Raw genomic sequence first — 22,786 nt, 5'->3', positions numbered from 1 at the left:
CGGCTTTTGGTATGCTTGCCGTTTTGGCCTGACAGAGCTCCCCCGATGATAGACACCCCAAGGCTGCGTTTACGCCGCTTTACCCTTGATGACGTGCCCGCCTTTTTCGCTATGACCTCCGATAGGCAAGTACTGCGTTATACCGGTGAAGCCGGTCCTGTTAACAGTCTCGCTGAAGCTGAGCAGAAGCTGCGTGCCGCGCCGTTGGCAGATTACGAGCGCTATGGTTATGGCCGCTTAGCCGTTGAGCTTAAAAGCAGTGGGGAAGTGATTGGCTTTTGTGGGCTCAAGTTCTTACCGGAATTTAATGTGCCGGAGCTTGGCTATCGTATTCTGCCGGCCTTTTGGGGCCAGGGGCTCATCACCGAAGCGGGTAAGGCAGTATTGGAATATGGCCACACAGAGCTTGGGCTTGCGCGCATTATTGCCCTTATTCACCCCGACAATTCGCGCTCTGTGCGTGTTGCTGAAAAGCTTGGCATGACTGCCGAGAAGAAAGTGTCTTATGGCGCCAACTCGGTGTGGTGCTATCAGTCGGAGAAGAACTAATGGCGCTGCTTTGGTTAATCACTATTCTCTGGGCCTTTTCGTTTTCGCTCATTGGCGGCTACCTGGCCCATAGCGTCGATTCTTATATTGCGGTGTGTTCGCGGATGTTGCTGGCGTTGCTGATCTTTGCCCCCTTCTGGCGGCCGTTGGCCTGGCGCAAAGCGTTGATGCTAATGGCCACTGGCGCGGTGGAGATAGGCATCATGTACCTTTTTCTCTATAAGGCTTATCAGTACCTGTCGGTGCCGGAAATTTTGCTGTTCACCATCTTTACCCCAATTTATGTCAGCCTGTTTGCCGATCTCTTCGCGCGGCGCTGGCCTCGGCAATTTTGGGCACCAGCGCTGTTGGCGGTAGCCGGAGCTGCCGTTATCCGCTGGACCGATTTAAGTGAAAGCTACTGGCACGGCTTTGCCCTTATCCAGGCTGCCAATGCCTGCTTTGCTTTCGGGCAAGTGTGGTATCGCCACCAAAGTAAAGACACCAACCTGACCCACAGGGCTCGCTTTGCCTGGTTTTTCCTTGGCGCCTTTATTGTGACCGCGCTGGCGGTGTTGATGCTGGCCGACTGGAACCGATTGCCGGTGACCCGGGCGCAGCAAGATGTGCTGCTGTGGTTGGGAATTGTGGCCTCTGGCCTGGGTTATTTAGGCTGGAGCTATGGTTCAACCAAGGTCAGTGCGCAGCAGCTGGCGGTAATGAATAACATGCTGATCCCGGCCGGGATCTTGGTCAATGTGCTGCTCTGGCAGGGCCAGGTGGACTGGCTGCGATTTGGCTTCGGGTGCGTGTTCATGGTTGTGGCCCTTTGGCTTTGCCGCCGTCAAACCTCTTCGTCTTCTTGAGGATACTGGGCTTTGGCCCAGTATTTTTTTAAGGTCCAAAGCCCTTCTTCCCCGGCCAACTCTTCGGCAATCAGTAAATCAAAGCCGGTGAGTTCCCGTAGCCGCTTCATCCGCTGCCCCAACATGCCTAATACGCCCCGGTACTCCTTACCGGTGGGGCTGCGGTAATGGTTGGCTTCGAATAAATCGTCGGCCTGGCAGGTGGGGCAGTTGCTGCGAAGGGCCATCAGCAATACGTTGCGTTGCTCGGTTAACAGGCCCACCGCTAAGCGGGTATTAATGGTATCCAAAATGCTCTCTGGCGATTTCAGGCGAAAACCAATGTAGGGCAGGTCCATTTTTTCAAAACCGCTGCCAAGTGACAGTTGGTCAATACGCTGTATGTCCCGCCATTTAAGGCTCCAGCCACCACGGCGATGGTGCAGGCTTAAGCTGTGATTGTTAATCGACAGGCTCACTTTCGGTTCGGTGAGCTTACCAATCCCCAAGATCAGCAATACCGGCATCGCCAACAGCAATACCATGCCGGGGCCAAACCAGCCCAATGCCAGCAGGGTTGGGCCTAAAATCAACAACAGCACACCGAGCAAGGTCAGGGTTAGCCCATTGCGATGGCGGTAACTGGACAGTTCGCGAGCGTGCATAACGGCTTAATTGGTCTAGAGTTCTTTCATCATAACCCACTGCACCATGGAAGGATAAAGATGAAAGCGTGCTTGCTATTGATTGCGGCGCTGAGTTTCTCAGCGTTGGCCCAGGCTGATAATCCCTACCTTGATACGCAAGGAAAGTTCAAAGCCAGTGACGGTCTGGCCTTTACCTTCTTCGCAGGTTACACCGATGGTGGCGATAACCTGATGCGCATCAACTATACCGACGGCACCTATGAGAACTTTCGGCTGGGAAATCGCTTTCACCTTGGGGTAGGTGGCCTATGGGAAAACGGCCAATTTGGTACGGCATTAAACCTTGGCTATATGTTTAATTTTGCCGATGACAATGATGATAACGAAATTAAATTAGAGCGTTACACCTTGGAGTTATTGCCCTATTACCGCCATGGGCGACACAAGTTTTCGGTCGGGGCCACTTGGCATTTCAAAATTCAATCCAAGCTTGATACTGCTCTGGTGGTCACCAATGATGACGGTTCTACCAGCAACGAACCGCTGCATCTGGAAACCAAATTCAAAGACGCACTGGGTGCCGTGGTGCAGTACGACTACCAGGTCACGCAGCACAACTGGCTGGGCTTTCGTTACGTGTGGATAAACTACGACCTAGATTCGGTGAGCGTCAATCACGTGGCGGCTCAGGCCTCAGGTTCCACTGATGCCAACCACTATGGCATTTTCTACCGGGTTGTCTTTTAAGTTAAGGCGTTGCTTATCTATGCCGTTTTTGTAACGCAGTCTTTTCATTGCCATGGATCTGAAGCTGACTTTGTCACACTATAATTGGCCGCTCCTTCTAGGTTAAAACAAGGAACTTCATGATAAAGGCGGCAGTTAAAGGGCGTCGATGGTTGTGGCTGGCACTGGTTATTTTGGTGGCTGGCTGCGCTGTTTACACAGGGATGACGCTTGACCAGCGCTACGGCAAACCCGAGGTCCAGCAGCGGATAGCGCCGCCGTTATCGAAAGATGCAAAGTTTTACCTAAGCCAGGTCAAACCCATTATTGAAAACCGCTGTGTGGTTTGCCATGCCTGTTATGACGCGCCTTGCCAGCTGAAAATGTCGTCTCCTGAAGGCATTGACCGCGGCGCCAATAAGGAAAAGGTGTATCAGGGCTCACGGCTGATAGCAGCCAATTTAACGCGGCTGTTTGTGGATGCCAAAAACACCGAAGAGTGGCGCCAAAAAGGTTTTTATAGCGTGCTTAACGAGCGCGACCAAACAGTGCAAGCCAATACCCAGGCCGGGGTCTTGGCGCGCATGTTATTGCTGAAACAGCAGCATCCTTTACCTAATGAAAAAATCCTCGATTCCAGTTTTGATTTAAGCCTTAATCGCGATCAGTTTTGCCCCACCATTGAAGAAATGCCGCGCTTTGAACAAGACAAGCCGCTGTGGGGCATGCCCTATGCGATGCCTGGCTTGACCAAGCGTGAGCACAACACCCTCATGGCCTGGGTAAAAGACGGCGCGAAAATGGCGCCGCACCCGGCGCTGGATGCCAACACCTTGGGCGAAATTGAGCGTTGGGAAGCTTTCTTAAATGGCGACAGCCTGAAAGCGCGTTTGGTTGACCGGTATATTTTTGAGCACCTTTTTGTGTCGCATCTGTACTTTGCCGATACCACGGTCAAAGGCAAAGCGCCGCGCTTTTTTAACCTGGTGCGTTCCAGCACGCCGCCGGGCCAGCCGGTTAATGTCATTGCCACCCGCCGCCCCTTCGATGACCCTGGTGTAAGCCGGGTTTATTACCGATTTGAAGCGGTGCGCTCCACCATCGTTGATAAAACTCACATGCCTTACAAGCTGGACGACAAGGTGATGGACCGCTGGCGTTCGCTATTTTATGGCATCGACTACAAGGTCAGCAGCTGGCCGGGTTATAAGCCTGAAGTGGCAGCAAATCCGCTTAATGCCTTTGAGCAGCTACCCATCGGCTCGCGCTACCGCTTTATGCTCGATAACGTAGAAAACACCATTATGGGCTTTATCAAGGGTCCGGTATGCCGCGGCCAACTGGCATTGGATGTGATTAACGACCGGTTCTGGGTGTTCTTTGTTGACCCATCCCTGACTGATGCGCCGAAAGTGAGCGAGTTCTATCACACCCAGCTTGATAACCTGCGGATGCCTGCTGAAGATAAGAGCACGACCATTGCCTCGCACTGGCTAGGTTTTGCCAAGCGGCAAGGGGATTATTTACGGGCCAGAAATGCCTTTTTGGATAAAACCTTTAAAGACGGCCGTAACCTTAACCTTAAGGGTATTTGGGACGGCGACGGTACTAACCAAAATGCCACCCTGACCATTTTCCGCCATTTTGACAGTGCGACCGTGGTGAAAGGTTTGGTGGGTAAGCCACCGAAAACCGCCTGGGTCATTGATTATGCGCTGTTAGAGCGTATTCATTACCTACTGGTGGCCGGTTTTGATGTTTACGGCAACTATGGCCACCAGCTGCTGACTCGCCTTTATATGGACTTTTTACGGATGGAAGGTGAGTCGAATTTCCTGACGCTATTACCGCCGAAAGTGCGCCATCAGCAGTTCCGCGACTGGTATAAAGGGGCAGGGGAGAGCCTGACCAAGTTTTTGGAAGGGGACGTTAACCGTTTTGACCAACCCAGCGGCGTGCATTACCACACCAAGAACCCCAAGGCCGAGCTTTACGCCATGCTGGAAAAACGCGAAGCGCCGGTGCAGCCGGGGCGTTATCGTATCAGCGCGGCCGAGCATTTATCCGCCAATGCTAAGGCGCTACTGCGCCAGTTGGGCGAACTAAAAGGCCCTAATGTCCATTTGTTCCCGGAGCTGACCTTCATTATGGTTGACCCCGATGATGGTGGCCCAAGCCAGCTCTTTACCCTGGCGCGCAACAGCGCTCATACCAATATCTCTAGCCTGTTTGATGAAAAAGCTAACCGTGACTATGTGCATGACGATGTGACGTTGCTGCATGGCCTTATCGGCAGTTATCCAGGCGCGTTTTGGCACGTTAAAGAGCGTGACCTTGCCGCTTTGGTGGCCAAGGCACAACAGGTGAAAGACGAGAAAAGTTATGAAGCCTTGCTAGACGCTTTTGGTGTGCGCCGCACTAACCCGGCATTCTGGCAATTTAGCGACAAGCTTAACCGCCTTAATATCGAGCGCCATCCCATTGAAAAAGGACTACTGGATTACAACCGCGTTGAAAACCGCTAATAAAAAAGCCCGCTTAAGCGGGCTTTTTTAACAGTACTACAGTGCTTAAGAGTGCGCTTTTAAGAAAGCTTCATCCAGCGCCAATTCGTTATTGAGGTTCACGGTTACGCCGCGGCTTTGCACGTTTTTAGCAATAGCTTGGGCTTCCTCTAACGAATGCATGGCGGCAGTGCCGCACTGGTAGAGATTAAGCTCTGGAATATCAGACTGATCTTTTACCTGCTCTACATCCTTCATCGCTGCCAGCCAGGCATCAGCAACCTGCTGTTCGCTGGGGTTACCGATAAGGCTCATATAAAAGCCGGTACGACAGCCCATGGGAGAAATGTCGATGATCTCGACACCGCCACCATTGAGGTGCTGGCGCATAAAGCCGGCAAAAAGGTGCTCCAGTGTGTGGATACCTTTTTCAGACAAAATTTCCTGATTAGGCACGCAAAAACGCAAATCAAAAACGGTGATCGTGTCGCCACCCGGCGTTTTCATGGTTTTGGCAACCCGCACTGCGGGAGCTTTCATGCGAGTGTGGTCGACGGTAAAGCTGTCGAGTAATGGCATGGTGCTATTCCTTCATTGAGGGAGCTTGAGGCCATGTTAGCAGATCCTTGGAACATGGCGACAGCTTGCCCTGATTGTTAGTGGTGATGACCGCCAACACCGTGAGCGTGGCCGTGGGCGATTTCATCATCACTGGCATCGCGAATACTCAAAATATCAATATCAAAGGTTAAGGTCTTGCCGGCCAGCGGATGGTTCATATCAACGTCAGCCATAAAACGGCCAGCTTTTACCACCATTACTTGCCGTTGCCCTTGGTCGGTATTCACTACCGCCATCATGCCCGGTGCCCATTTCTTTGCCCCTTGCAGGTGCTTTATTGGCACGCGCTGGGTCAGGCCTTCACGGCGTTCGCCGTAGGCATCCTCGGGGGCAAGGGTAATAGTGAGATGTTCGCCTTCGGCTTTGCCTTCCAGGGCCTTTTCAAGGCTTGGCAGCATGTTGCTGTGGCCATGCAGGTAAGCCAGTGGCTCCTGGCCTTGGCTGTTTTCCAGTTCGTTGCCGTTGTCGTCTTTTAACTGATAGTGAAATTGCACTACCTTGTCGTCACTGATTTGCATTGCGCTTGCCACCTTTGTTTTTAGGGCTGCAATCATAGCTAAGGCGAAAGGTAAGAGGTAGAGGCGAGTGAAGAAGCAGGTGCGCTTTTTATGGTAATGGCGCTGCGGTGGCAGGCACTTGGTAACAGCACCCACTAACAAAAAGCCCCGCGTTAGCGAGGCTTATTGTAGATGGCGTCTCCACCAGGGCGAAACGCGTTCTAACCAAGCGCTGCTTGGTCAAGTGAAGCGGCCGTAGCTATGCGAAGGCCTGGCAGTCCGTAGGATGAGGCCATTAACAAAAAGCCCCGCGTTAGCGAGGCTTGTTGTAGATGGCGTCTCCACCAGGACTCGAACCTGGATCGGTCGCTTAGGAGGCGACTGCTCTATCCTGTTGAGCTATAGAGACCCAAAAGCCAGTCGATTATACCCAGATGTTCAGCGATGAAAAGCCATCCGCGGCTGTCTGCTGCTTTCCTAGTCAATACTGGCTTTCTGCAATGAAATCACTGACCTGCGTTAACACAGCATCAATAGCGGCTGCCATTACCGACCGGCCTTTGATAAAAAAAGCCCGCCAAAGCGGGCATTGTTAGGCCTGAATATCCCCCAACAGGCGGGTGCGGGAACTGGCTTGGCCTTTACTGTTGTAAGTGCGGTTAGAGCGGCCAAGGGCGCGCAGCAGTAGTTCACTTTGGGCGTTTTGCCGTTGCTGCAGTGCGGTAATGATTTGGCCGTTAATGGCATTGGCTTGGCTGCATTTCATTGCCAGTTCTTTTAGGGCCTTGAGCTGCGGCTTAAAGTCAGGGTCACGAAGCGCCGGATGAACGGCAATACGTTCATCAATGGCTTGCAAGCGCATCGCCAGTTCTGACTTGTCGTCTGAGACTCGGGCCAGGCTGTTGTGATCACGGCTTTTCAAAAAGTCCCTTTCCTCGGCCAATAAGATAAGCATGGCCTTTATCTGCTTGTCCTGAAAAAGCAAAAGCGCATCCAGAGTCTCCTCGGGATGCGCTTGACCAGTTGCATGGGTCATGGCGTTAGCCTTAATTTCCGAAGAGGTTGTCCTCGAAATCAAGCAATTTGTCTGCCAACTTGTTGTGGTCAACCTTGTATTGACCATTGGAGATGGCTTTTTTCAGGCTTTCGACTTTGTCTTTATCAAAAGGCGCTTCTGAACTCATCGTACGTTGCATCTTATCTAAGCCTGCCGCTTGTGGTGTAATGGACACCGCATCTTGTGCCAACTTGGCCGTTGCCTGGGGCGTAGTTGCCTGTTGGCTCTGCTGGGCTTTAGACTGGCTTTCAGTTTGATTGAGCCTTGTCGACTGAATGTCGGCCGTCTGGCCGCTATTAACCTTGTTGATTGCCATGATATCCTCGCAACTGTCAAATTCTTGACGACCTCTGCGCTTGATTTACAGGGCCATCGAATCCTTATCGGCAATAAGCTGATTCACTTTAACACGATCTTGTCAATATGTGACCGTGACCTCGCCTTGAGACTCTACTTTAGCGTCAACAACCCTACCTGAACCTTGATTACGTACCCTGATGGTGTCGCCGATGGTGCCGTCAGAAAGCGCGGTGCCAGCGGCGGTAATACTCAGGCCCCCGGAGCCTGCGTGCAGGGTGACTTTGTCGCCGCGGCATACCAGACAGAGGTTATCGGCTGTTATAGCGCTGCCCGCCTGCAAGCCCCGCTTCAGCTTGGCGCCAACAATGACGCTTTTGTCTGTGAAGATGCGGCCACTTAAGCGATTTTGTGGCTGCCAGTCTTCACTTAAATCACTTCCCGCTAAGGTAATTCCTGCTGGCAACGCGCGACTGGCAACTAGCATGGGAACCGCTATGGTTGTGCTGACGGTGAGATAAAACTGCCAGCGCGGTTCGGTGCAACTGAGCTTAACGGTGACGTTGTTATCAATATTCTGATTGCCTGGCAGGCTTGATTGCACCTCTGGGCAATAAGGTAGCCGCAAGCGATCATCAGGATTGCTTGCGGCAATGGTAATTTTGGCCCCTTGTGGTGCTTTAACGGCGCTATGTACTGCCGCTTCAGCTATGCTTTTGAGCTGGTCAAGAGGCATATACTGAGTGTCTGCCTTAGCCGGTGCTAAGGTCAGTGTCAGCAGGGTAAAGAAAGCGCCAGCAACGCCGATAAGGGCATGAAAGCGAGCGTGTTTCTTGGGTTTAATCAATTTCACGTCAATAATCAGTCACATCAGGCTGTGATAACATGTCAGGCAAGGATTGTGCCTATCTGCACAATGACGATAAGAGGTAACACATGGCGGGCATTCTCGATACGGTAAACCAAAGAACGCAGATGGTCGGGCAAAACCGGCTGGAATTGCTGATGTTCCGTTTGGGGTCAAAGCAGCGTTTCGGTATTAACGTTTTTAAAGTTAGGGAAGTACTGCAGTGCCCACCTTTAACGGCGTTACCTAAACGCAAAGGCAGTATTCGTGGCGTTGCCCACATTCGCGGGCAAACCTTGTCGGTGATTGATTTGCGACAAGCCATGGGTGGCCGCCAAACCGAAGATGTGTCTAACTGCTTTGTGATTATTACCGAGTACAACCGGTCTATTCAGGGCTTTTTGGTGCACTCGGTTGACCGCATCGTCAACTGCAACTGGGAAGATATTCAGCCGCCACCGAAAGGGGCCGGGCGTGCCAGCTATTTGACCGCCGTCACCGAAGTGGATGGCGATATGGTCGAGCTGTTGGACGTTGAGAAGATTTTGGATGAGATCAGCCCCACCAATGTGATTGCCAGCCCTGACACTTATGACGGTAGCGAAGCGCTGCAAAAAACGCGGGTGCTGCTGATTGCTGATGACTCCACCGTGGCCCGGGCACAGATCAAACGCTCCTTGGAGCCGTTGGGGATCCCCTTGCAGCTGGTTAAAGATGGCCGAGAAGGGCTGGACTTCCTTAAAGACATGGCTGCAAAATGTGAAAAATCCATTACAGAACAAGTCTGTTTGTTGATATCTGATGTGGAAATGCCGGAGATGGACGGCTATACACTGACAGCAGAGATCCGCTCCGATCCCAAGCTGAAGGATTTGCAGGTCATTCTGCATACCTCTTTGTCAGGGGTATTCAATCAGGCTATGGTGCAAAAGGTCGGGGCCAATAAATTTATCGCCAAGTTTAATCCCGATGAATTGGCGAGTGCAGTTAAAGAATGCCTGATGATAGAGGCGGGTTAGAGTGGATAAAGCGCTAAGCGAGCAGGATTACGGAACCTTTCGCCGATATCTCGAAACTCAATGCGGTATCGTGCTGGGAGACAATAAGCAGTATCTGGTTAAAAGCCGGTTGACGCCGCTTTTGAGTCGTTACAAACAAGAGTCCTTGGGCCACATTATTCAAAATGTGGTGACCGGTCGTGACCGCGAGCTGCAAGCAGCAGTTATCGACGCCATGACTACCAACGAAACCCTCTGGTTTCGAGACGGCTATCCGTTTGAATTACTGTCAAATCAGCTCTTCCCCGAACTGGGGAAGGGCGGCAAGACGATTAAAATCTGGTCGGCTGCCTGCTCCTCAGGGCAAGAACCATATTCAATTGCCATCAAGTCTTTGGAACATCAGGTTAAGCGGCCAGGCACCTTGCCGGGTGGGGTGCAAATTCTTGCCACCGATATCTCCCAGGCCATGCTTAGCCAGTGCCAAATTGGTGAGTATGACAACCTGGCGCTGGGCCGGGGCATGAGTGAGGAGCGTAAGCGTCTGTATTTTGACGAAACGCCCGAAGGCACCTGGAAAGTCAAAGCTAACGTCAAAAGATTGGTGACCTTTCGTCACTTCAACTTGCTGACCAGTTACGCGCTGCTGGGCAAATTTGACCTAGTGTTTTGCCGCAACGTGCTTATTTATTTCTCGCAAGAGAATAAATTGAAAATACTGTCTGGTATTGCCAAAACCCTCAATCCTGGTGGCTACCTGTTCTTAGGTGCCTCAGAGTCAATGCCAACCGCGGCCACCGAATTTGAAATGGTGCGCTGTAACCCCGGCATTATTTACCGCCGCAAAGACAACATCTAACGACCTTTCTTTTTATTGGCACGCATCTTGCCTCTGTTATCGGTACTTAACGGAGGCAAGTTCATGGCAATCAGCTTCGAAAAAGCATTTGGTATACACCCGGCAGCGATGGAAGTGCGCTCTGAGCGTGCTGAACTGCTGTCAGGTAACCTTGCCAATGCGGACACCCCTGGTTACAAGGCCAAAGATATCGACTTTAAGGCCGCCTTGGCGAATGCCATGTCTGGCCAGCAGCAAGGTATGTCGTTGGAACGCACCAACAGCAACCACATTGCGGCAAGTCTTGGCCTGGACCCGGCAGTGCTTTACCGCAACCCGGAACAGCCCGATACCGGCGACGGTAACACCGTGGATGCCCAGGTAGAACGAAGCCTCTTTATGCAAAACGCGCTGCAGTATCAAACTTCAGTGCAATTCCTTGGCGGCAAAATCAAAGGACTGTTGTCCGCGATTAAGGGAGAGTGATCATGAGTCTTTACCGGATTTTTGACATCGCCGGCAGCGCCATGAGTGCCCAGTCCGTGCGCCTTAATACCACGGCCTCAAACCTGGCGAACGCCGACTCGGTTTCCAGTTCCGTCGACAAAACCTACCGCTCGCGCCAGCCGGTATTCGCGGCAGCGCTGCAAGACGCACAGTCTGACCAGCAAGGCGTGGGGGTTAAGGTGCTCGGTATCGTGGAGTCGAAAAAGCCCTTGGTTAAGGAATACAACCCCGATCATCCCATGGCGGACAAGGACGGCTTTATTTACAAGCCCAACGTCAATGTCGTTGAAGAGATGACCAACATGATTTCGGCGTCCCGCAGCTATCAGACCGATGTTCAGGTTGCTGACACCGCTAAGCAAATGCTGATGCGTACGCTGCAACTTGGACAATCTTAAGGGAGTAACTCATGAGCAACGTGATCTCCAATAACAGTCTTGATCCCCTGGCTAACTCCCGCTGGGATGCCGAGGATCCGAAGAACAAGGCAAAAGCCAATGCCACCACCGCTGCCACTGACACCAGTGCTGCGGCAGCGGCCGCTGGTAAGAAAGGGCTGAGCCAAGAAGATTTCTTGTCATTGCTGACCAAACAGTTGGCATACCAAGACCCGTTCAAACCGGTGGATAACGACCAGATGATTTCGCAGATGGCTTCTTTTGCCACTGTTGACGGTATCCACAACATGAACGACCAGTTCGGCAGCCTGAATAAGGTCATGACGTCGAACCAAGCGCTACAGGCATCAACGCTGGTGGGGCAGAAGGTATTGATCCCAACTGCCACCGGCCACCTTAACCAAGGTGGCACCATGACCGGCATGGTGACCTCTAAAGACGCGGCTAAAAACGTGGTGGTTCGTATTGAAGACAAGAGTGGTCAGCTGATTAAAACCATCAACATGGGCGACCTGTCTTCTGGCAACAACAAAATTGAATGGGATGGCACCACTAACTCGGGCCAAGCGGCACCAGAGGGTAGCTACACCATTAAAGCCTCAGGGATGGTGGATGATAAACGCACTGACCTGAATGTGGCTTCTTACGCCAATGTTGAATCTGTCACCTTAGGATCGGCATCCTCCGGTGGCGTCCTGTTAAACCTTAAAGGCCTCGGCGGCGTCAAGTTAAGTGACGTGCTGGAAGTGGCTAAATCCTGATTTGAGAGGATAACGTTATGTCTTTCAATATCTCATTGAGTGGTCTGAACGCAGCTCAAAAAGACCTGGACGTCACTAGTAACAACATCTCGAACGCCAACACCGACGGCTTTAAACAGTCGCGTGCTGAGTTCGCCGACGTCTATGCCAACTCCATTTACTCCAACCCCAAAACCAAAGTGGGTGACGGTGCTACCACCGCGACCGTGGCTCAGCAGTTCCAACAGGGCGCGCTGAAGTTCACCAACAACACCTTTGATATGGCGGTAAACGGCAATGGTTTCTTCGCGGTAGGCAGCGGCATTAATTCCAGCGACCTGCTTTATACCCGCGCCGGTAACTTTAAGCTTAATAAAGACAACTACGTGGTGGACAACCAAGGGAACTACCTAAAAGTCTTCCCGGTTAACCCCGATGGCACCTCTGCCTCGGCCGCCCTTTCTACCGCGCAATCGTTACAGGTACCGGATTCGGTCGGTACGCCTTTGGCAACCTCTAAGGTGGATATCAACCTTAACTTGCCAGCCGGGGATACCACCCACGATGTGGCCAATTTTGACCCCACCGATTCCAGCACTTACAACAATGCTACCTCGGTAACGGTGTATGACTCCTTGGGTCAGTCACACACCATGACCACCTATTATGTGAAGCCGACAGGCTCCACTAATACCTGGAACGCTTTTGCCTTTGTTGATGGCAAACCGGTTAACATTGCGGGCAGCTCCGGCCCGTCTTATACCGACCCTGACACCGGCACTAGCTATAACGGCTATGTGATGAACTTTGACTCCAGCGGTCAGCCTTCTGATCCGGCCACCGTTCCGGCCACCTTGACCACCGATCCGTTGAGTTCGGTATTGGACAACGGCGCCGACGGTACCCAAACCATTACCCTCAATTACTCTAACCAAACTCAGTACGCAGACTCCTTCACCGTCAATTCCATCTCTCAAGATGGTTTGACTGTCGGCCGACTGACGGGGGTTGAGGTAGGTACCGATGGCTTGGTGCGCGCTTCTTACTCTAACGGTACCACCGAGCCTTTGGGCCGGGTGGCGCTGGTACGCTTTGCCAACGAACAGGGCCTGAGCCAAGCCGGTAACACCGATTGGAAGGCCAGCACCTCTTCAGGAGAGCCGCTGGCGGGTGAGGCCGGTACCGGCACCTTCGGTAATATTCGTTCCGGTGCCTTGGAATCGTCCAACGTGGATTTGACCAAAGAATTGGTCGACCTTATTACCGCCCAGCGTAACTTCCAGGCCAACAGCCGGGCCATCGAGGTATCTAATACCTTGCAACAGAACATCCTGCAGATCCGATAAAGGCTATTTGCCAGCCACTCCAAGCCCGCCATTTTGGCGGGCTTTTCTGTTTTGGCATTCCAATTGCATCAGGTTAATCCATAGACACTTTGGTGACAGAGGACCGACAGATGGACCATCTGCTTTATCTGGCCATGAGCGGGGCAAACCAGGATATGCACTCCCTGACTGCTCGTGCTAACAACCTGGCCAATGCCAAAACCACTGGTTTTAAGGCTGATTTCGCCCAAGCCCGCGCTATGCAGGCCTTTGGGGAAGGTATGCCTTCTCGGGTTTTCGCCATGAGCGAAAGACCGGGTCAGCGTTTTGACGCCGGTCCTTTGCAAACCACCGGCCGCGCTCTGGATGTGGCCGTTCAAGGTGACGGTTGGTTGGCGGTGCAAAGCACTGACGGCTCTGAAGCTTATACCCGTGCCGGGAATTTTAAGTTGTCAGAAACCGGCGTACTGGAAACCGCCAAGGGCCAGATGGTGATGGGTGATGGCAACGCGCCTATCACCATTCCCTTGCCTTACGCCAAATTGGAAATAGGCAAAGACGGCACCGTGAGCGTGCTGCCGCAAGGCGCGCCAGGGGAAGCGATGGAAGAAGTTGGCCGGCTGAAGTTGGTCAACCCCAATATCCGCGACCTCACCAAAGGTGAAGATGGCCTGTTCCGTCAAAAAAATGGCAACCCGGCGCCAGCCGACGCCAATGTCACTGTAATGCAGGGGGCGCTGGAAGGTTCCAACGTCAACCCGGTTGAAGAGATGACAGCAATGATTGAGCTGCAACGTCAGTTTGAGTTGCAAATGAAGATGATGAAAACCGCTGAGGACATGGACTCGTCCCAGACCAACTTGATGCGTTTGAGCTAAGGAGTTACCCATGAATTCAGCATTGTGGATATCGAAAACCGGCCTTGATGCACAGCAAACCGATATTTCGGTTATTTCAAACAACTTGGCTAACGCATCAACCGTCGGCTTTAAAAAAGGCCGCGCTGTCTTTGAAGACTTGTTGTACCAAAAGGTGCATCAGCCTGGCGCCCAGTCTTCGCAAAACACCGAAATGCCCTCCGGCTTAATGCTGGGTACCGGTGTGAAGGTGGCTGCGACCCAAAAAAGCTTTACCCAAGGTAACCGCCTGACCACCGACAACAGCTTGGACATGATGATCCAGGGCCAGGGCTTTTTTGAGGTGCTGATGCCCGATGGCACCATCTCTTATACCCGCAACGGTCAGTTTGCATTGAACGACCAAGGCCAGTTAGTCACTTCCGGCTCCGGTTATGAAGTGCAGCCGGCTATCCAAATTCCCCAAAACGCCCAGTCTATTTCGGTCAGCTCCGATGGCCAGGTTTCGGTAAAAATCCCAGGCCAGGCGGCTGAGCAAAACGTTGGGCAGCTTAACGTTACTTCTTTTGTGAACCCGCAAGGGCTCGAGCCTATCGGTGAAAACTTGTTTCAAGAAACCGGGGCTTCCGGTGCACCGCAACAAGGTGTCGCCGGCCTTGATGGCATGGGCACAGTGCAGCAGGGGGCGCTTGAAACCTCCAACGTTAACGTGACCGAAGAATTGGTCAACCTCATCGAAACCCAGCGCGTTTATGAAATGAACTCCAAGGTCATTTCGGCGGTGGACCAAATGATGGGGTATGTGAACCAACAGTTGTAAGCGGGCTTTAACGCTTACCGGTCACTTGAGGAAAAGCTGATGAAACGCTTTTGGTTTTTAGCTCTGCTGCTGTCCTTTACGGTACATGCCGAACGTATTAAAGACGTGGCAGACGTGGCCGGGGTGCGTAATAACCAACTCACCGGTTATGGCTTGGTTGTTGGCTTGCCCGGCACTGGTGAACAGAGCACTTTTACCCAGCAATCATTCCAGTCGATGTTGCGTAATTTTGGTATTCAGGTACCGGCCGGCGGCCGCTTGAATATCAAAAACGTAGCGGCGGTGGCGGTGAGCGCAACCTTGCCGCCGTTTGCCAAGCCCGGCCAACAAATTGACATTACGGTGTCATCCGTTGGCTCTGCCAAAAGTCTGCGTGGCGGTACCTTGCTGCAAACCTTTCTTAAAGGTGTGGACGGCCAAGTTTACGCCCTGGCTCAAGGTAACTTGATGGTGTCGGGCTTTAGCGCCGATGGTTTGGACGGTTCTAAAATTGTCGGTAACACCCCTACCGCAGGCCGCATTCCCGACGGCGCCATTGTTGAAAAGGCGGTTAAATCGCCCTTTGATAATGGCGACTTCATTACCTTTAACTTGCGCCAGTCTGACTTTACGACCGCCAAGCGGATGGAAGACACCATCAATAACCTGCTTGGCCCGGGTGTCGCCCGAGCCTTGGATGCCACCTCTGTGCAGGTTCGGGCGCCGCGCTCGGCGGACCAGCGAGTAAGCTTCTTATCGACCCTTGAGAATTTAGAATTTCAACCGGCCAATGGCGCGGCCAAAATCATTGTAAATTCCCGCACCGGCACCATTGTGGTCGGCGCCGATGTGCGCTTAAAACCGGCAGCCATTACCCATGGCGGCCTGACCATCACCATTGCCGAAAACACCCAGGTTTCCCAGCCCAATGCCTTGGGCCAGGGCCAAACTGCTGTGACGCCCAATTCCAACATTCAAGTGAATGAAAAGCAGGCGCGGATGTTCTATTTCAATCCGGGCGTTACCTTGCAAGATTTAGTGCGGGCGGTTAACCAAGTGGGCGCCGCGCCATCTGACGTGATGGCCATCCTTGAAGCGCTGAAACAAGCCGGCGCTTTATCTGGGGAGCTTATCGTCATATGAGCGACTTGAGCGGGGGACAAGTTTTCTACGACTTGGCGGGGCTGGATAAGCTGCGCCAAGGCGCTCAGAAGCATGACAAAAAAGCGCTGATGGAAACCGCCAAACAGTTTGAATCGCTGTTTGTGCGCCAGCTTTTAAAAAGCATGCGCGAGGCTAACGCCGTTTTTGCCAAGGACAGCCCGTTCGATTCGTCCACCATGAAATATTACCAAGACATGCAGGACCAGCAGCTGGCCTTGGATATGTCCTCAAGCGGCGGCTTGGGTCTGGCCAAAATCATTGCCCAGCAATTGCAGCCCGATGGTAAAACCGTCATGCCTGCCTCGGCCATCGGTGTAGACCGGCACTTTAAAGGGGCCGTCACACCGGTACAGCAGTTGCCAGAGTTGCAACAGCACCCCCTTAAACCGCCGCGCCGTGAAGATTTACCGGTTGAACATATCGCTGCCAAACCGCAAGCACCCGAAGCCGATGCCCAAGCCGAGCAAGCGCCGCAGCCGGCCAAACCCAAGCTCAATTTTGATAGCCCGCAAAGCTTTGTCGGCAGCCTGTTGCCCTATGCGCGGCAAGCCGCATCCGCTTTGGGTGTTAGCCCCATGGTACTGGTGGCGCAGGCGGCCCTGGAAACCGGTTGGGGGCAAAAAATCCTTAAGGGTAAAGACGGCCAAAGCAGCCTGAACCTCTTTAACATCAAGGCAGGCAGCCAATGGCAGGGTGACAAGGTCACGGCCAATACCCTGGAATATGACGGTGGCACACCTAAGCGGGAAGTGGCGCAGTTCCGCGCCTACGATAGCCCGGCGCAGAGTTTTAGCGACTACGTTAAATTCCTTAAAGAATCACCACGTTACCAAGACGCTCTTAAGTGGACTAAAGAACCGGCACGGTTCCTGCAGGAACTTCAGGGCGCGGGTTATGCAACAGACCCGCAATACGCCAAGAAGATCCTGCAGGTGCTTAAGCACCCCGCTTTGACTGAGGGTACGCCGTAATGTCCAGTGATATGATGCGGATCGGGGTGTCGGGGATCTACGCTAACCAAGTCGCCCTGACCACCGCCGGCAATAACATTTCAAACGTCAACACTGAGGGGTATTCCCGTCAGCGTGTGGAATTTACTGCCGAACCATTAGGCGGCGTGGACAAAGTCACTGTTCACCGCCTGTTGGATCAATTTGCTCAGTCACAGCTTCGTAAAGACACCACTAACCTGGGGTTTGCCGAGTCATACCTTAAGCAGGCCGACCAAACCGATAAATTGCTGGGTGATGCCAGCACCGGTATCGGTAAGAACATCGATAGCCTGTTTTCCAGCGTCAACACCATGAATAACGAGGCCAGTTCCATTTCGAACCGGCAACTGGCGCTGTCGCAATTTCAAAATACCTTGGCTTCTTTTCAGCGCCAAGCCGAGCAGCTGCGTACCCAACAAGATGAAGTCAACAAGCAGCTCGATTCTGAGTCGCAAAAGGCCAACACCCTGGTCGGCAACATCTACAACCTGAACCAAAAGCTGGCGGCGGTTGGTGCCAACCAAAACGGTTCCGAACGCGCCACCTTGATGGACCAGCTCGACGACTACATCAAGCAGCTTTCCGAGATGATGGATTTGCAGGTTACCCCTGCCACTGGCGATGCGGTCAACCTCACTATGGCCAATGGCCAGGCCCTGGTGTTGCCTGATAGCCGTGCCACCATTACCACCGTTAAAGGTGACCCTGAGCAGGGGCGCCGCGAGCTATCCATTACCCTGGGTAGTCTTCCCTACAACATTGAAGCCAAAAATGTGGGTGGCAAGCTTGGTGGTTTGGGCGCTTTTCGTGAAGAAGTATTGGAGCCTGCGCAGCGGCAACTGGGCCAGTTAGCGCTGTCGATGACCGATGCCTTTAACAAACAAAATGCCAAAGGCCTGGACCTTGACGGTAAGATCGGTGGCGACATTTTTACGCTGCCCACCATTAACGCCTACGGCCGCGCCAAAAACTCGTCGCAGCTCCACGAAGTGAGTGCGACGGTCACCGACGGTACCAAGCTGACCGACCAGGATTACCGCATCGTCTTTACCTCTGCGACCGATTACGAAGTGCAGGCTTTAGGGGAAGACAACAAAGTAACGGCTACCGTGGCGAGCGGCACTGTGCCTGCTGGCGTCAACGTTGATGGTTTGGATATCAGTTTGGTGCCAGACGGCTCGTTCGCTGCCGGTGACACCTTTATCTTAAAGCCGACCCGCGATGCGGTATCGCAAATCTCGCTGAGCATGAAAAACCCCGAGGCCCTGGCTTTGGCTTCGCCGGTGCGCGTTGATAAAGGTGCAAACAACCTCGGCAGCGTCAGCGTTACCGACGTTAACGTTACCAACACCGATCCGGCGACGTCTGGTTTTAACGCCACGCCGCCACCGCTGCTGCAAGGCACGGCACCGGGCAAAATTGTCTTTGTAAACAGCAGCCAGTATCAGCTTTACGACCAAGACGGCAATACCCTTGGCGGTGTCACTAACTATGATCCGGCCACCGTTATTCCAGCGCCGCCGGCTGACTACGGCTTTAGCATTCAAATGGCCGGTACCCCTTCTGCTGGTGACGAATTCACCATTAGCCCGAACCTCGACAGTAACGGGGTAATGGTGGCGCGCTCCGATAACAGTAACGGCTTGAAGCTAGCCAAGCTGCAAACCGCTGATGTGGTGCGCCTTAACCAGTCAGGTGAAGACGCAACCCATGAAAATATCACCAGCGCCTTCGCGGGTATGGTCAGCCAGGTGGGCGACAAAACCGGCACCATGCGCTCTACCCAGGAAGCCACCAAAGCCCTTCGCGACGAAAGCTTGGGCCGCCTGCAAGCAGTATCCGGGGTCAACCTCGATGAAGAGGCGGCAAACCTGGTGCAATTCCAGCAGGCCTATGCCGCGACAGCCCGGATCCTCTCTACCGCACAGAATGTCTTCGACAATCTGCTGCAAGCATTAGGAGCTTAAGGTTATGCGTGTTTCTACCCAGATGATTTTTCAGTCGGGTTTGAACAACATCCTCGGCACCCAGGGGGATTTGGTTAAGCTGCGCGACCAGGTTGCCACTCAGCACAAAATCTTGCAGCCAGCGGATGACCCGACTGGTTCAGGTACCGTGCTGCGCCTTGATGAGCAGCTTGGGATCTCCGATCAATTCCGCAAAAACGGCAACGATCTGAAATCACGCTTGGGGATCGCCGAAACCACGCTGTCCAGCATGACCGATGCCCTGGCCAAGGCCCGTACCTTGCTGGTTCAGGCCAATAATGGTGTGAACGGTGAAGGGGACAGAAAAGCGCTTGCCGAGCAGCTGATTGGTATTCGCGATCAATTACTTGATGGCATGAATACCCAAGACTCCAACAGCGATTACATCTTTTCGGGGAACGAAGGTAAAACCGCCCCTTATCAGGTGATTGGTGGCCGTTACGTCTACCAGGGTGACCAAGGTAAGCAGATGATCCAGGTGGGTCAGCAAGTCACCTTGAATGCCAACTTCCCAGGGTTTGACCTGTTCGACAACCTTAACCCGGTGTTGTCGGTAAGCAGTACCTTGACCGGCGGTACCGGTACGGTACAAACCGCCATTGCCGATGAAGGGCAGTTCGATGCCTTTTACCGTGCTAATTACGATCCCAATAATGCGGCCAGCAACACCTTCAGTGTTTCTACAGCGGCCGGCACCCCTGATACCTATCAAGTGACCGACAGTGGCGGCAATGTGCTGGCCACCGGCAATTATGTGCAGGGCCAGCCCATTAACTTCGAAGGCTTAAACGTCAGCTTTAGTGGCGCGGCGGGAGCCTCTGCAGATTTCACACTCAATCCTCCTGAGCGCGACAACATACTCAATGTTTTGACGGACTACGCCGGACAATTGACGGATCCGAGCCGCACACCTGACGAGCGGCAAGCGGATGCCGAGTATGTACAAAAAATTGCCGAGCAAACCTATAACAGTGTGGTCAGTGGCCAGGCCTTGATTGGCGGCCGCGTTAATGTTGTCGATAGCTTGCAAGATGCCTCGGCATCTTCGGACATCATCCTCAAGAAAAACCGGGCCGATATCGCCGAAGTGGATATTGGCGAATCGGTGTCGCGCCTGGCCCAGCAGCAAACCGTTATGCAGGCCTCTTATTCCGGCTTTCAGGCCGTGAATTCACTGAATTTATTTAACTACATAAAATAATTGGCACGCCAATTGCTTAATAGTCAATGTGGCGCAGTTCGTTGCGCTGACAGATTCTTCATAAGAAGGAGAGGATCATGGCACTTTATGTGAACACAAACGTGGCCTCACTGAACTCGCAACGAGTCATGTCACGTTCTACTAATGAGCTGGAAACCAGCTATGAGCGATTGTCTTCTGGTAAGCGTATTAACAGCGCCAAAGACGACGCCGCCGGTCTTCAGATCTCTAGCCGTTTGACGGCGCAGATCAATGGTTTGAACCAGGGCGCTCGTAACGCCAACGACGGTATTTCACTGTCGCAAACCGCTGAAGGCGCCTTGGACGAATATACCAACCTGTTGCAACGGATGCGTACCTTGGCGGTTCAGGCCTCCAACGGTTCTAACAGTTCAGATGACCGCGGTGCCCTTAATAAGGAATACAGCGAGCTTAAAACTGAATTAAGCCGTATCTCCCGCGATACCGAATTTGGTGGTGTGAAGCTGCTTGATGGCTCTTATGCTGAGAAATTCCAGATTGGCGCCAATGCTGGTCAGTTGATTTCGGTCTCCATCAGCACCAACTTCGCGGCATCCAGTACCGACATCAACTTGGGGTCTGCTGCCTCTATCACCTCCTTTGATGGTGCGCAGTCACAGATCGCGGTGTTGGACTCTGCGCTGCAGAAGGTCAACGGAACTCGCTCTGATTTGGGTGCTAAGCAAAACCGTTTTAGCTCTGTTATTCGTTCCCAGAACAATACCGCGCAAAACCTGAGCGCCTCTCGTTCGCGGATCACTGATGCTGACTACGCGGCAGAAACAGCAACTTTGGCCCGAAACACTGTGCTGCAACAGGCCGCCAGCTCCATGCTGAGCCAGGCAAATCAGCAGCCACAGATCGCTTTATCGTTGCTGAAAGGGTAATTTTTGCCACTGCTTGCTACGTAACCTATTGAAAAAACCGCCCTTGAGGCGGTTTTTCTTTAAATTGATTTTCTTATAACTAAACGTTCTAAAAGTTTTTTCTGCAGACGGCGATACAGAAAGTGAACCAAATGTTTGGCGAGCGGTGAGCCGGGGTTAGCCAAGTCACCACGCCTTAATCACTTAGGAGACTTCTCATGGCTCTGTATGTAAACACTAACGTTGCATCGCTGAACTCTCAGCGCGTTATGTCTCGCTCCACCAACGAGCTGCAAACCAGCTACGAGCGCTTGTCTTCTGGTAAGCGTATCAACAGCGCCAAAGATGACGCGGCCGGTATGCAGATCTCTAGCCGTTTGACCGCACAGATCAACGGCCTGAACCAGGGCGCACGTAACGCCAACGACGCTATCTCTTTGTCACAAACCGCTGAAGGTGCACTGGACGAGTATACCAACCTGTTGCAACGTATGCGTACTCTGGCTGTACAGTCTTCAAACGGTTCTAACAGCACCGATGACCGTACCGCTCTGAACAAAGAATACGGCGAGTTGAAAACTGAATTGACCCGTATCTCTAAAGATACTGAATTCGGCGGTGTTAAACTGCTGGACGGTACTTACGGTGAGAACTTCCAGATCGGTGCCAACGCTGGCCAAACGATTTCAGTGGTTATCTCCACTAACTTCGCCGCCTCCGGTACTGACCTGAATCTGGGGACTGCCGCTCAAATCGACAGCTTTGACGGTGCACAGTCTCAGATCGGTGTTCTGGATAGCGCACTGAAAACAGTAAACAGCACTCGTGCTGACCTGGGTGCCAAACAGAACCGTTTCAGCTCTGTTATCCGGTCGCAAGAGAACACTTCTCAGAACTTGTCAGCATCTCGTTCACGTATCACCGACGCCGACTACGCTGCTGAGACTGCTACTCTGGCCCGTAACAGCGTACTGCAGCAGGCTGCCAGCTCAATGTTGAGCCAGGCTAACCAGCAACCGCGTATCGCACTTTCCTTACTGGGCAGTTAAGCTTAAGTAGGTGAAGGAAAACGCCAGGATGGTGTCTGAGTCAGGCACCATCCTTTTGCGTATCTTGCAGAGGGTTAGGCAATGAGCAATATGACACAAGGGCTTACAGCAGCTTCTACTAGTCTTGCTTCCAGCCAAGTCAATGCCACTGAATCGTCACCCAAAACACTGGTACAAAAGCTTAGCCAAGAGCCTTCCGTACAAGCGGCGGCGGCTAAAGCCGGTGTTAAGGGGCAAGAGTTGTCCGATGCTGTGCAGAGTCTTGCCGACTATGTCAGCATGCGTGGCTATAATTTGTCCTTCTCTGAGGACGAAGATTCCGGCAGCCTGGTGATCAAGGTTATCGATTCTGATACCGACAAAGTGATTCGTCAGATCCCAGCTGAGGAAGTGTTAAAAACCGCCGAAAGGCTCAAAGAACTAAAAAATACAACGGAGCAGCAAACCGGCATATTTCTTGATAAAGAAGTCTGA

At 52.7% G+C, this 22,786-nt stretch carries 25 protein-coding genes and 1 tRNA gene; 19 read left to right on the top strand and 7 right to left on the bottom strand.

The window, feature by feature from the left end; all coding sequences use genetic code 11:
- Window positions 1-45 precede the first annotated feature (45 nt).
- Both DW350_RS12705 and DW350_RS12700 read left to right on the top strand, forming a co-directional pair.
- Window positions 46-549, top strand: a complete 504-nt coding sequence (locus DW350_RS12705; RefSeq protein ID WP_115719272.1) for a GNAT family N-acetyltransferase — start codon at window positions 46-48, stop codon at window positions 547-549.
- Window positions 549-1,394, top strand: a complete 846-nt coding sequence (locus DW350_RS12700) for an EamA family transporter (protein ID WP_115719270.1) — start codon at window positions 549-551, stop codon at window positions 1,392-1,394. The genes DW350_RS12705 and DW350_RS12700 overlap by 1 nt, the downstream gene beginning before the upstream one ends.
- On the opposite strand, the gene DW350_RS12695 is transcribed toward DW350_RS12700, so the two are convergent.
- Window positions 1,373-2,038: a DUF2982 domain-containing protein gene (locus DW350_RS12695; protein ID WP_115719268.1), complete on the bottom strand. Its 666-nt coding sequence runs from the start codon at window positions 2,036-2,038 to the stop codon at window positions 1,373-1,375. The two genes, DW350_RS12700 and DW350_RS12695, sit on opposite strands and share 22 nt — an antisense overlap.
- 60 nt (window positions 2,039-2,098) lie before the next feature.
- Between DW350_RS12695 and DW350_RS12690 the strand changes: the two genes are divergently transcribed.
- Window positions 2,099-2,767: a hypothetical protein gene (locus DW350_RS12690; protein ID WP_115719266.1), complete on the top strand. Its 669-nt coding sequence runs from the start codon at window positions 2,099-2,101 to the stop codon at window positions 2,765-2,767.
- A 119-nt stretch (window positions 2,768-2,886) separates the two neighbouring features.
- Window positions 2,887-5,271 (top strand): fatty acid cis/trans isomerase, encoded by a 2,385-nt coding sequence (locus DW350_RS12685; protein ID WP_115719265.1) that lies wholly within the window; start codon window positions 2,887-2,889, stop codon window positions 5,269-5,271.
- 45 nt (window positions 5,272-5,316) lie between these two features.
- On the opposite strand, the gene luxS is transcribed toward DW350_RS12685, so the two are convergent.
- From luxS to flgA, 6 genes are all read right to left on the bottom strand, one after another.
- Entirely contained in the window at window positions 5,317-5,829 is a 513-nt protein-coding gene (luxS, locus tag DW350_RS12680; RefSeq protein WP_115719263.1) for an S-ribosylhomocysteine lyase, read from the bottom strand.
- A gap of 77 nt (window positions 5,830-5,906) precedes the next feature.
- Window positions 5,907-6,389, bottom strand: coding sequence for an FKBP-type peptidyl-prolyl cis-trans isomerase (locus tag DW350_RS12675; RefSeq protein ID WP_115720638.1), 483 nt, complete (start codon window positions 6,387-6,389; stop codon window positions 5,907-5,909).
- 312 nt (window positions 6,390-6,701) lie between these two features.
- Window positions 6,702-6,777 (bottom strand) — tRNA-Arg (locus DW350_RS12670).
- A 183-nt stretch (window positions 6,778-6,960) separates the two neighbouring features.
- Window positions 6,961-7,404 (bottom strand): flagella synthesis protein FlgN, encoded by a 444-nt coding sequence (locus tag DW350_RS12665; RefSeq protein WP_192954674.1) that lies wholly within the window; start codon window positions 7,402-7,404, stop codon window positions 6,961-6,963.
- 10 nt (window positions 7,405-7,414) lie between these two features.
- Complete coding sequence (gene flgM, locus DW350_RS12660) at window positions 7,415-7,741, bottom strand: flagellar biosynthesis anti-sigma factor FlgM (protein WP_115719259.1); 327 nt, start codon at window positions 7,739-7,741, stop codon at window positions 7,415-7,417.
- A 102-nt stretch (window positions 7,742-7,843) separates the two neighbouring features.
- The gene (gene flgA / locus DW350_RS12655; RefSeq protein ID WP_192954673.1) at window positions 7,844-8,575 is read right to left on the bottom strand and encodes a flagellar basal body P-ring formation chaperone FlgA; all 732 of its coding nucleotides are present in this window, start codon (window positions 8,573-8,575) and stop codon (window positions 7,844-7,846) included.
- 83 nt (window positions 8,576-8,658) lie between these two features.
- Between flgA and DW350_RS12650 the strand changes: the two genes are divergently transcribed.
- The 15 genes from DW350_RS12650 to DW350_RS12580 all read left to right on the top strand — a co-directional run bounded on the left by DW350_RS12650 (window position 8,659) and on the right by DW350_RS12580 (window position 22,786).
- Window positions 8,659-9,588, top strand: a complete 930-nt coding sequence (locus tag DW350_RS12650; protein ID WP_115719255.1) for a chemotaxis protein CheV — start codon at window positions 8,659-8,661, stop codon at window positions 9,586-9,588.
- Between the two features lies 1 nt (window position 9,589).
- Window positions 9,590-10,426 (top strand): CheR family methyltransferase, encoded by an 837-nt coding sequence (locus DW350_RS12645; protein WP_115719253.1) that lies wholly within the window; start codon window positions 9,590-9,592, stop codon window positions 10,424-10,426.
- Between the two features lie 63 nt (window positions 10,427-10,489).
- Window positions 10,490-10,891 (top strand): flagellar basal body rod protein FlgB, encoded by a 402-nt coding sequence (gene flgB / locus DW350_RS12640; RefSeq protein ID WP_115719252.1) that lies wholly within the window; start codon window positions 10,490-10,492, stop codon window positions 10,889-10,891.
- 2 nt (window positions 10,892-10,893) lie between these two features.
- Entirely contained in the window at window positions 10,894-11,310 is a 417-nt protein-coding gene (flgC, locus tag DW350_RS12635; protein ID WP_115719250.1) for a flagellar basal body rod protein FlgC, read from the top strand.
- An 11-nt stretch (window positions 11,311-11,321) separates the two neighbouring features.
- Window positions 11,322-12,071: a flagellar hook assembly protein FlgD gene (flgD, locus tag DW350_RS12630; protein WP_115719249.1), complete on the top strand. Its 750-nt coding sequence runs from the start codon at window positions 11,322-11,324 to the stop codon at window positions 12,069-12,071.
- A gap of 17 nt (window positions 12,072-12,088) precedes the next feature.
- Window positions 12,089-13,396, top strand: a complete 1,308-nt coding sequence (gene flgE / locus DW350_RS12625; RefSeq protein WP_115719247.1) for a flagellar hook protein FlgE — start codon at window positions 12,089-12,091, stop codon at window positions 13,394-13,396.
- 110 nt (window positions 13,397-13,506) lie between these two features.
- Window positions 13,507-14,253 (top strand): flagellar basal-body rod protein FlgF, encoded by a 747-nt coding sequence (gene flgF / locus DW350_RS12620; protein ID WP_115719245.1) that lies wholly within the window; start codon window positions 13,507-13,509, stop codon window positions 14,251-14,253.
- A 10-nt stretch (window positions 14,254-14,263) separates the two neighbouring features.
- Complete coding sequence (gene flgG, locus DW350_RS12615; RefSeq protein ID WP_115719244.1) at window positions 14,264-15,052, top strand: flagellar basal-body rod protein FlgG; 789 nt, start codon at window positions 14,264-14,266, stop codon at window positions 15,050-15,052.
- Window positions 15,053-15,091: 39 nt separating this feature from the next.
- A complete protein-coding gene (locus DW350_RS12610; RefSeq protein ID WP_115719242.1) occupies window positions 15,092-16,174 on the top strand; it encodes a flagellar basal body P-ring protein FlgI in 1,083 nt (360 codons plus the stop codon).
- Complete coding sequence (gene flgJ, locus DW350_RS12605; protein WP_115719240.1) at window positions 16,171-17,166, top strand: flagellar assembly peptidoglycan hydrolase FlgJ; 996 nt, start codon at window positions 16,171-16,173, stop codon at window positions 17,164-17,166. Before DW350_RS12610 ends, flgJ begins: the two co-directional genes overlap by 4 nt.
- Window positions 17,166-19,154 (top strand): flagellar hook-associated protein FlgK, encoded by a 1,989-nt coding sequence (flgK, locus tag DW350_RS12600; RefSeq protein WP_115719238.1) that lies wholly within the window; start codon window positions 17,166-17,168, stop codon window positions 19,152-19,154. Before flgJ ends, flgK begins: the two co-directional genes overlap by 1 nt.
- 4 nt (window positions 19,155-19,158) lie before the next feature.
- Complete coding sequence (gene flgL, locus DW350_RS12595) at window positions 19,159-20,376, top strand: flagellar hook-associated protein FlgL (RefSeq protein WP_115719236.1); 1,218 nt, start codon at window positions 19,159-19,161, stop codon at window positions 20,374-20,376.
- A 77-nt stretch (window positions 20,377-20,453) separates the two neighbouring features.
- Window positions 20,454-21,284, top strand: a complete 831-nt coding sequence (locus tag DW350_RS12590; RefSeq protein WP_115719235.1) for a flagellin N-terminal helical domain-containing protein — start codon at window positions 20,454-20,456, stop codon at window positions 21,282-21,284.
- 197 nt (window positions 21,285-21,481) lie between these two features.
- Window positions 21,482-22,312, top strand: a complete 831-nt coding sequence (locus DW350_RS12585) for a flagellin N-terminal helical domain-containing protein (RefSeq protein WP_115719233.1) — start codon at window positions 21,482-21,484, stop codon at window positions 22,310-22,312.
- Window positions 22,313-22,393: 81 nt separating this feature from the next.
- Window positions 22,394-22,786 (top strand): flagellar protein FlaG, encoded by a 393-nt coding sequence (locus DW350_RS12580; protein ID WP_115719231.1) that lies wholly within the window; start codon window positions 22,394-22,396, stop codon window positions 22,784-22,786.

This window comes from Gallaecimonas mangrovi (assembly GCF_003367375.1).
Classification (GTDB): domain Bacteria; phylum Pseudomonadota; class Gammaproteobacteria; order Enterobacterales; family Gallaecimonadaceae; genus Gallaecimonas; species Gallaecimonas mangrovi.
Note: the sequence above shows the minus strand (reverse complement) of the source record. Positions and strands in the feature narration are given on the sequence as shown.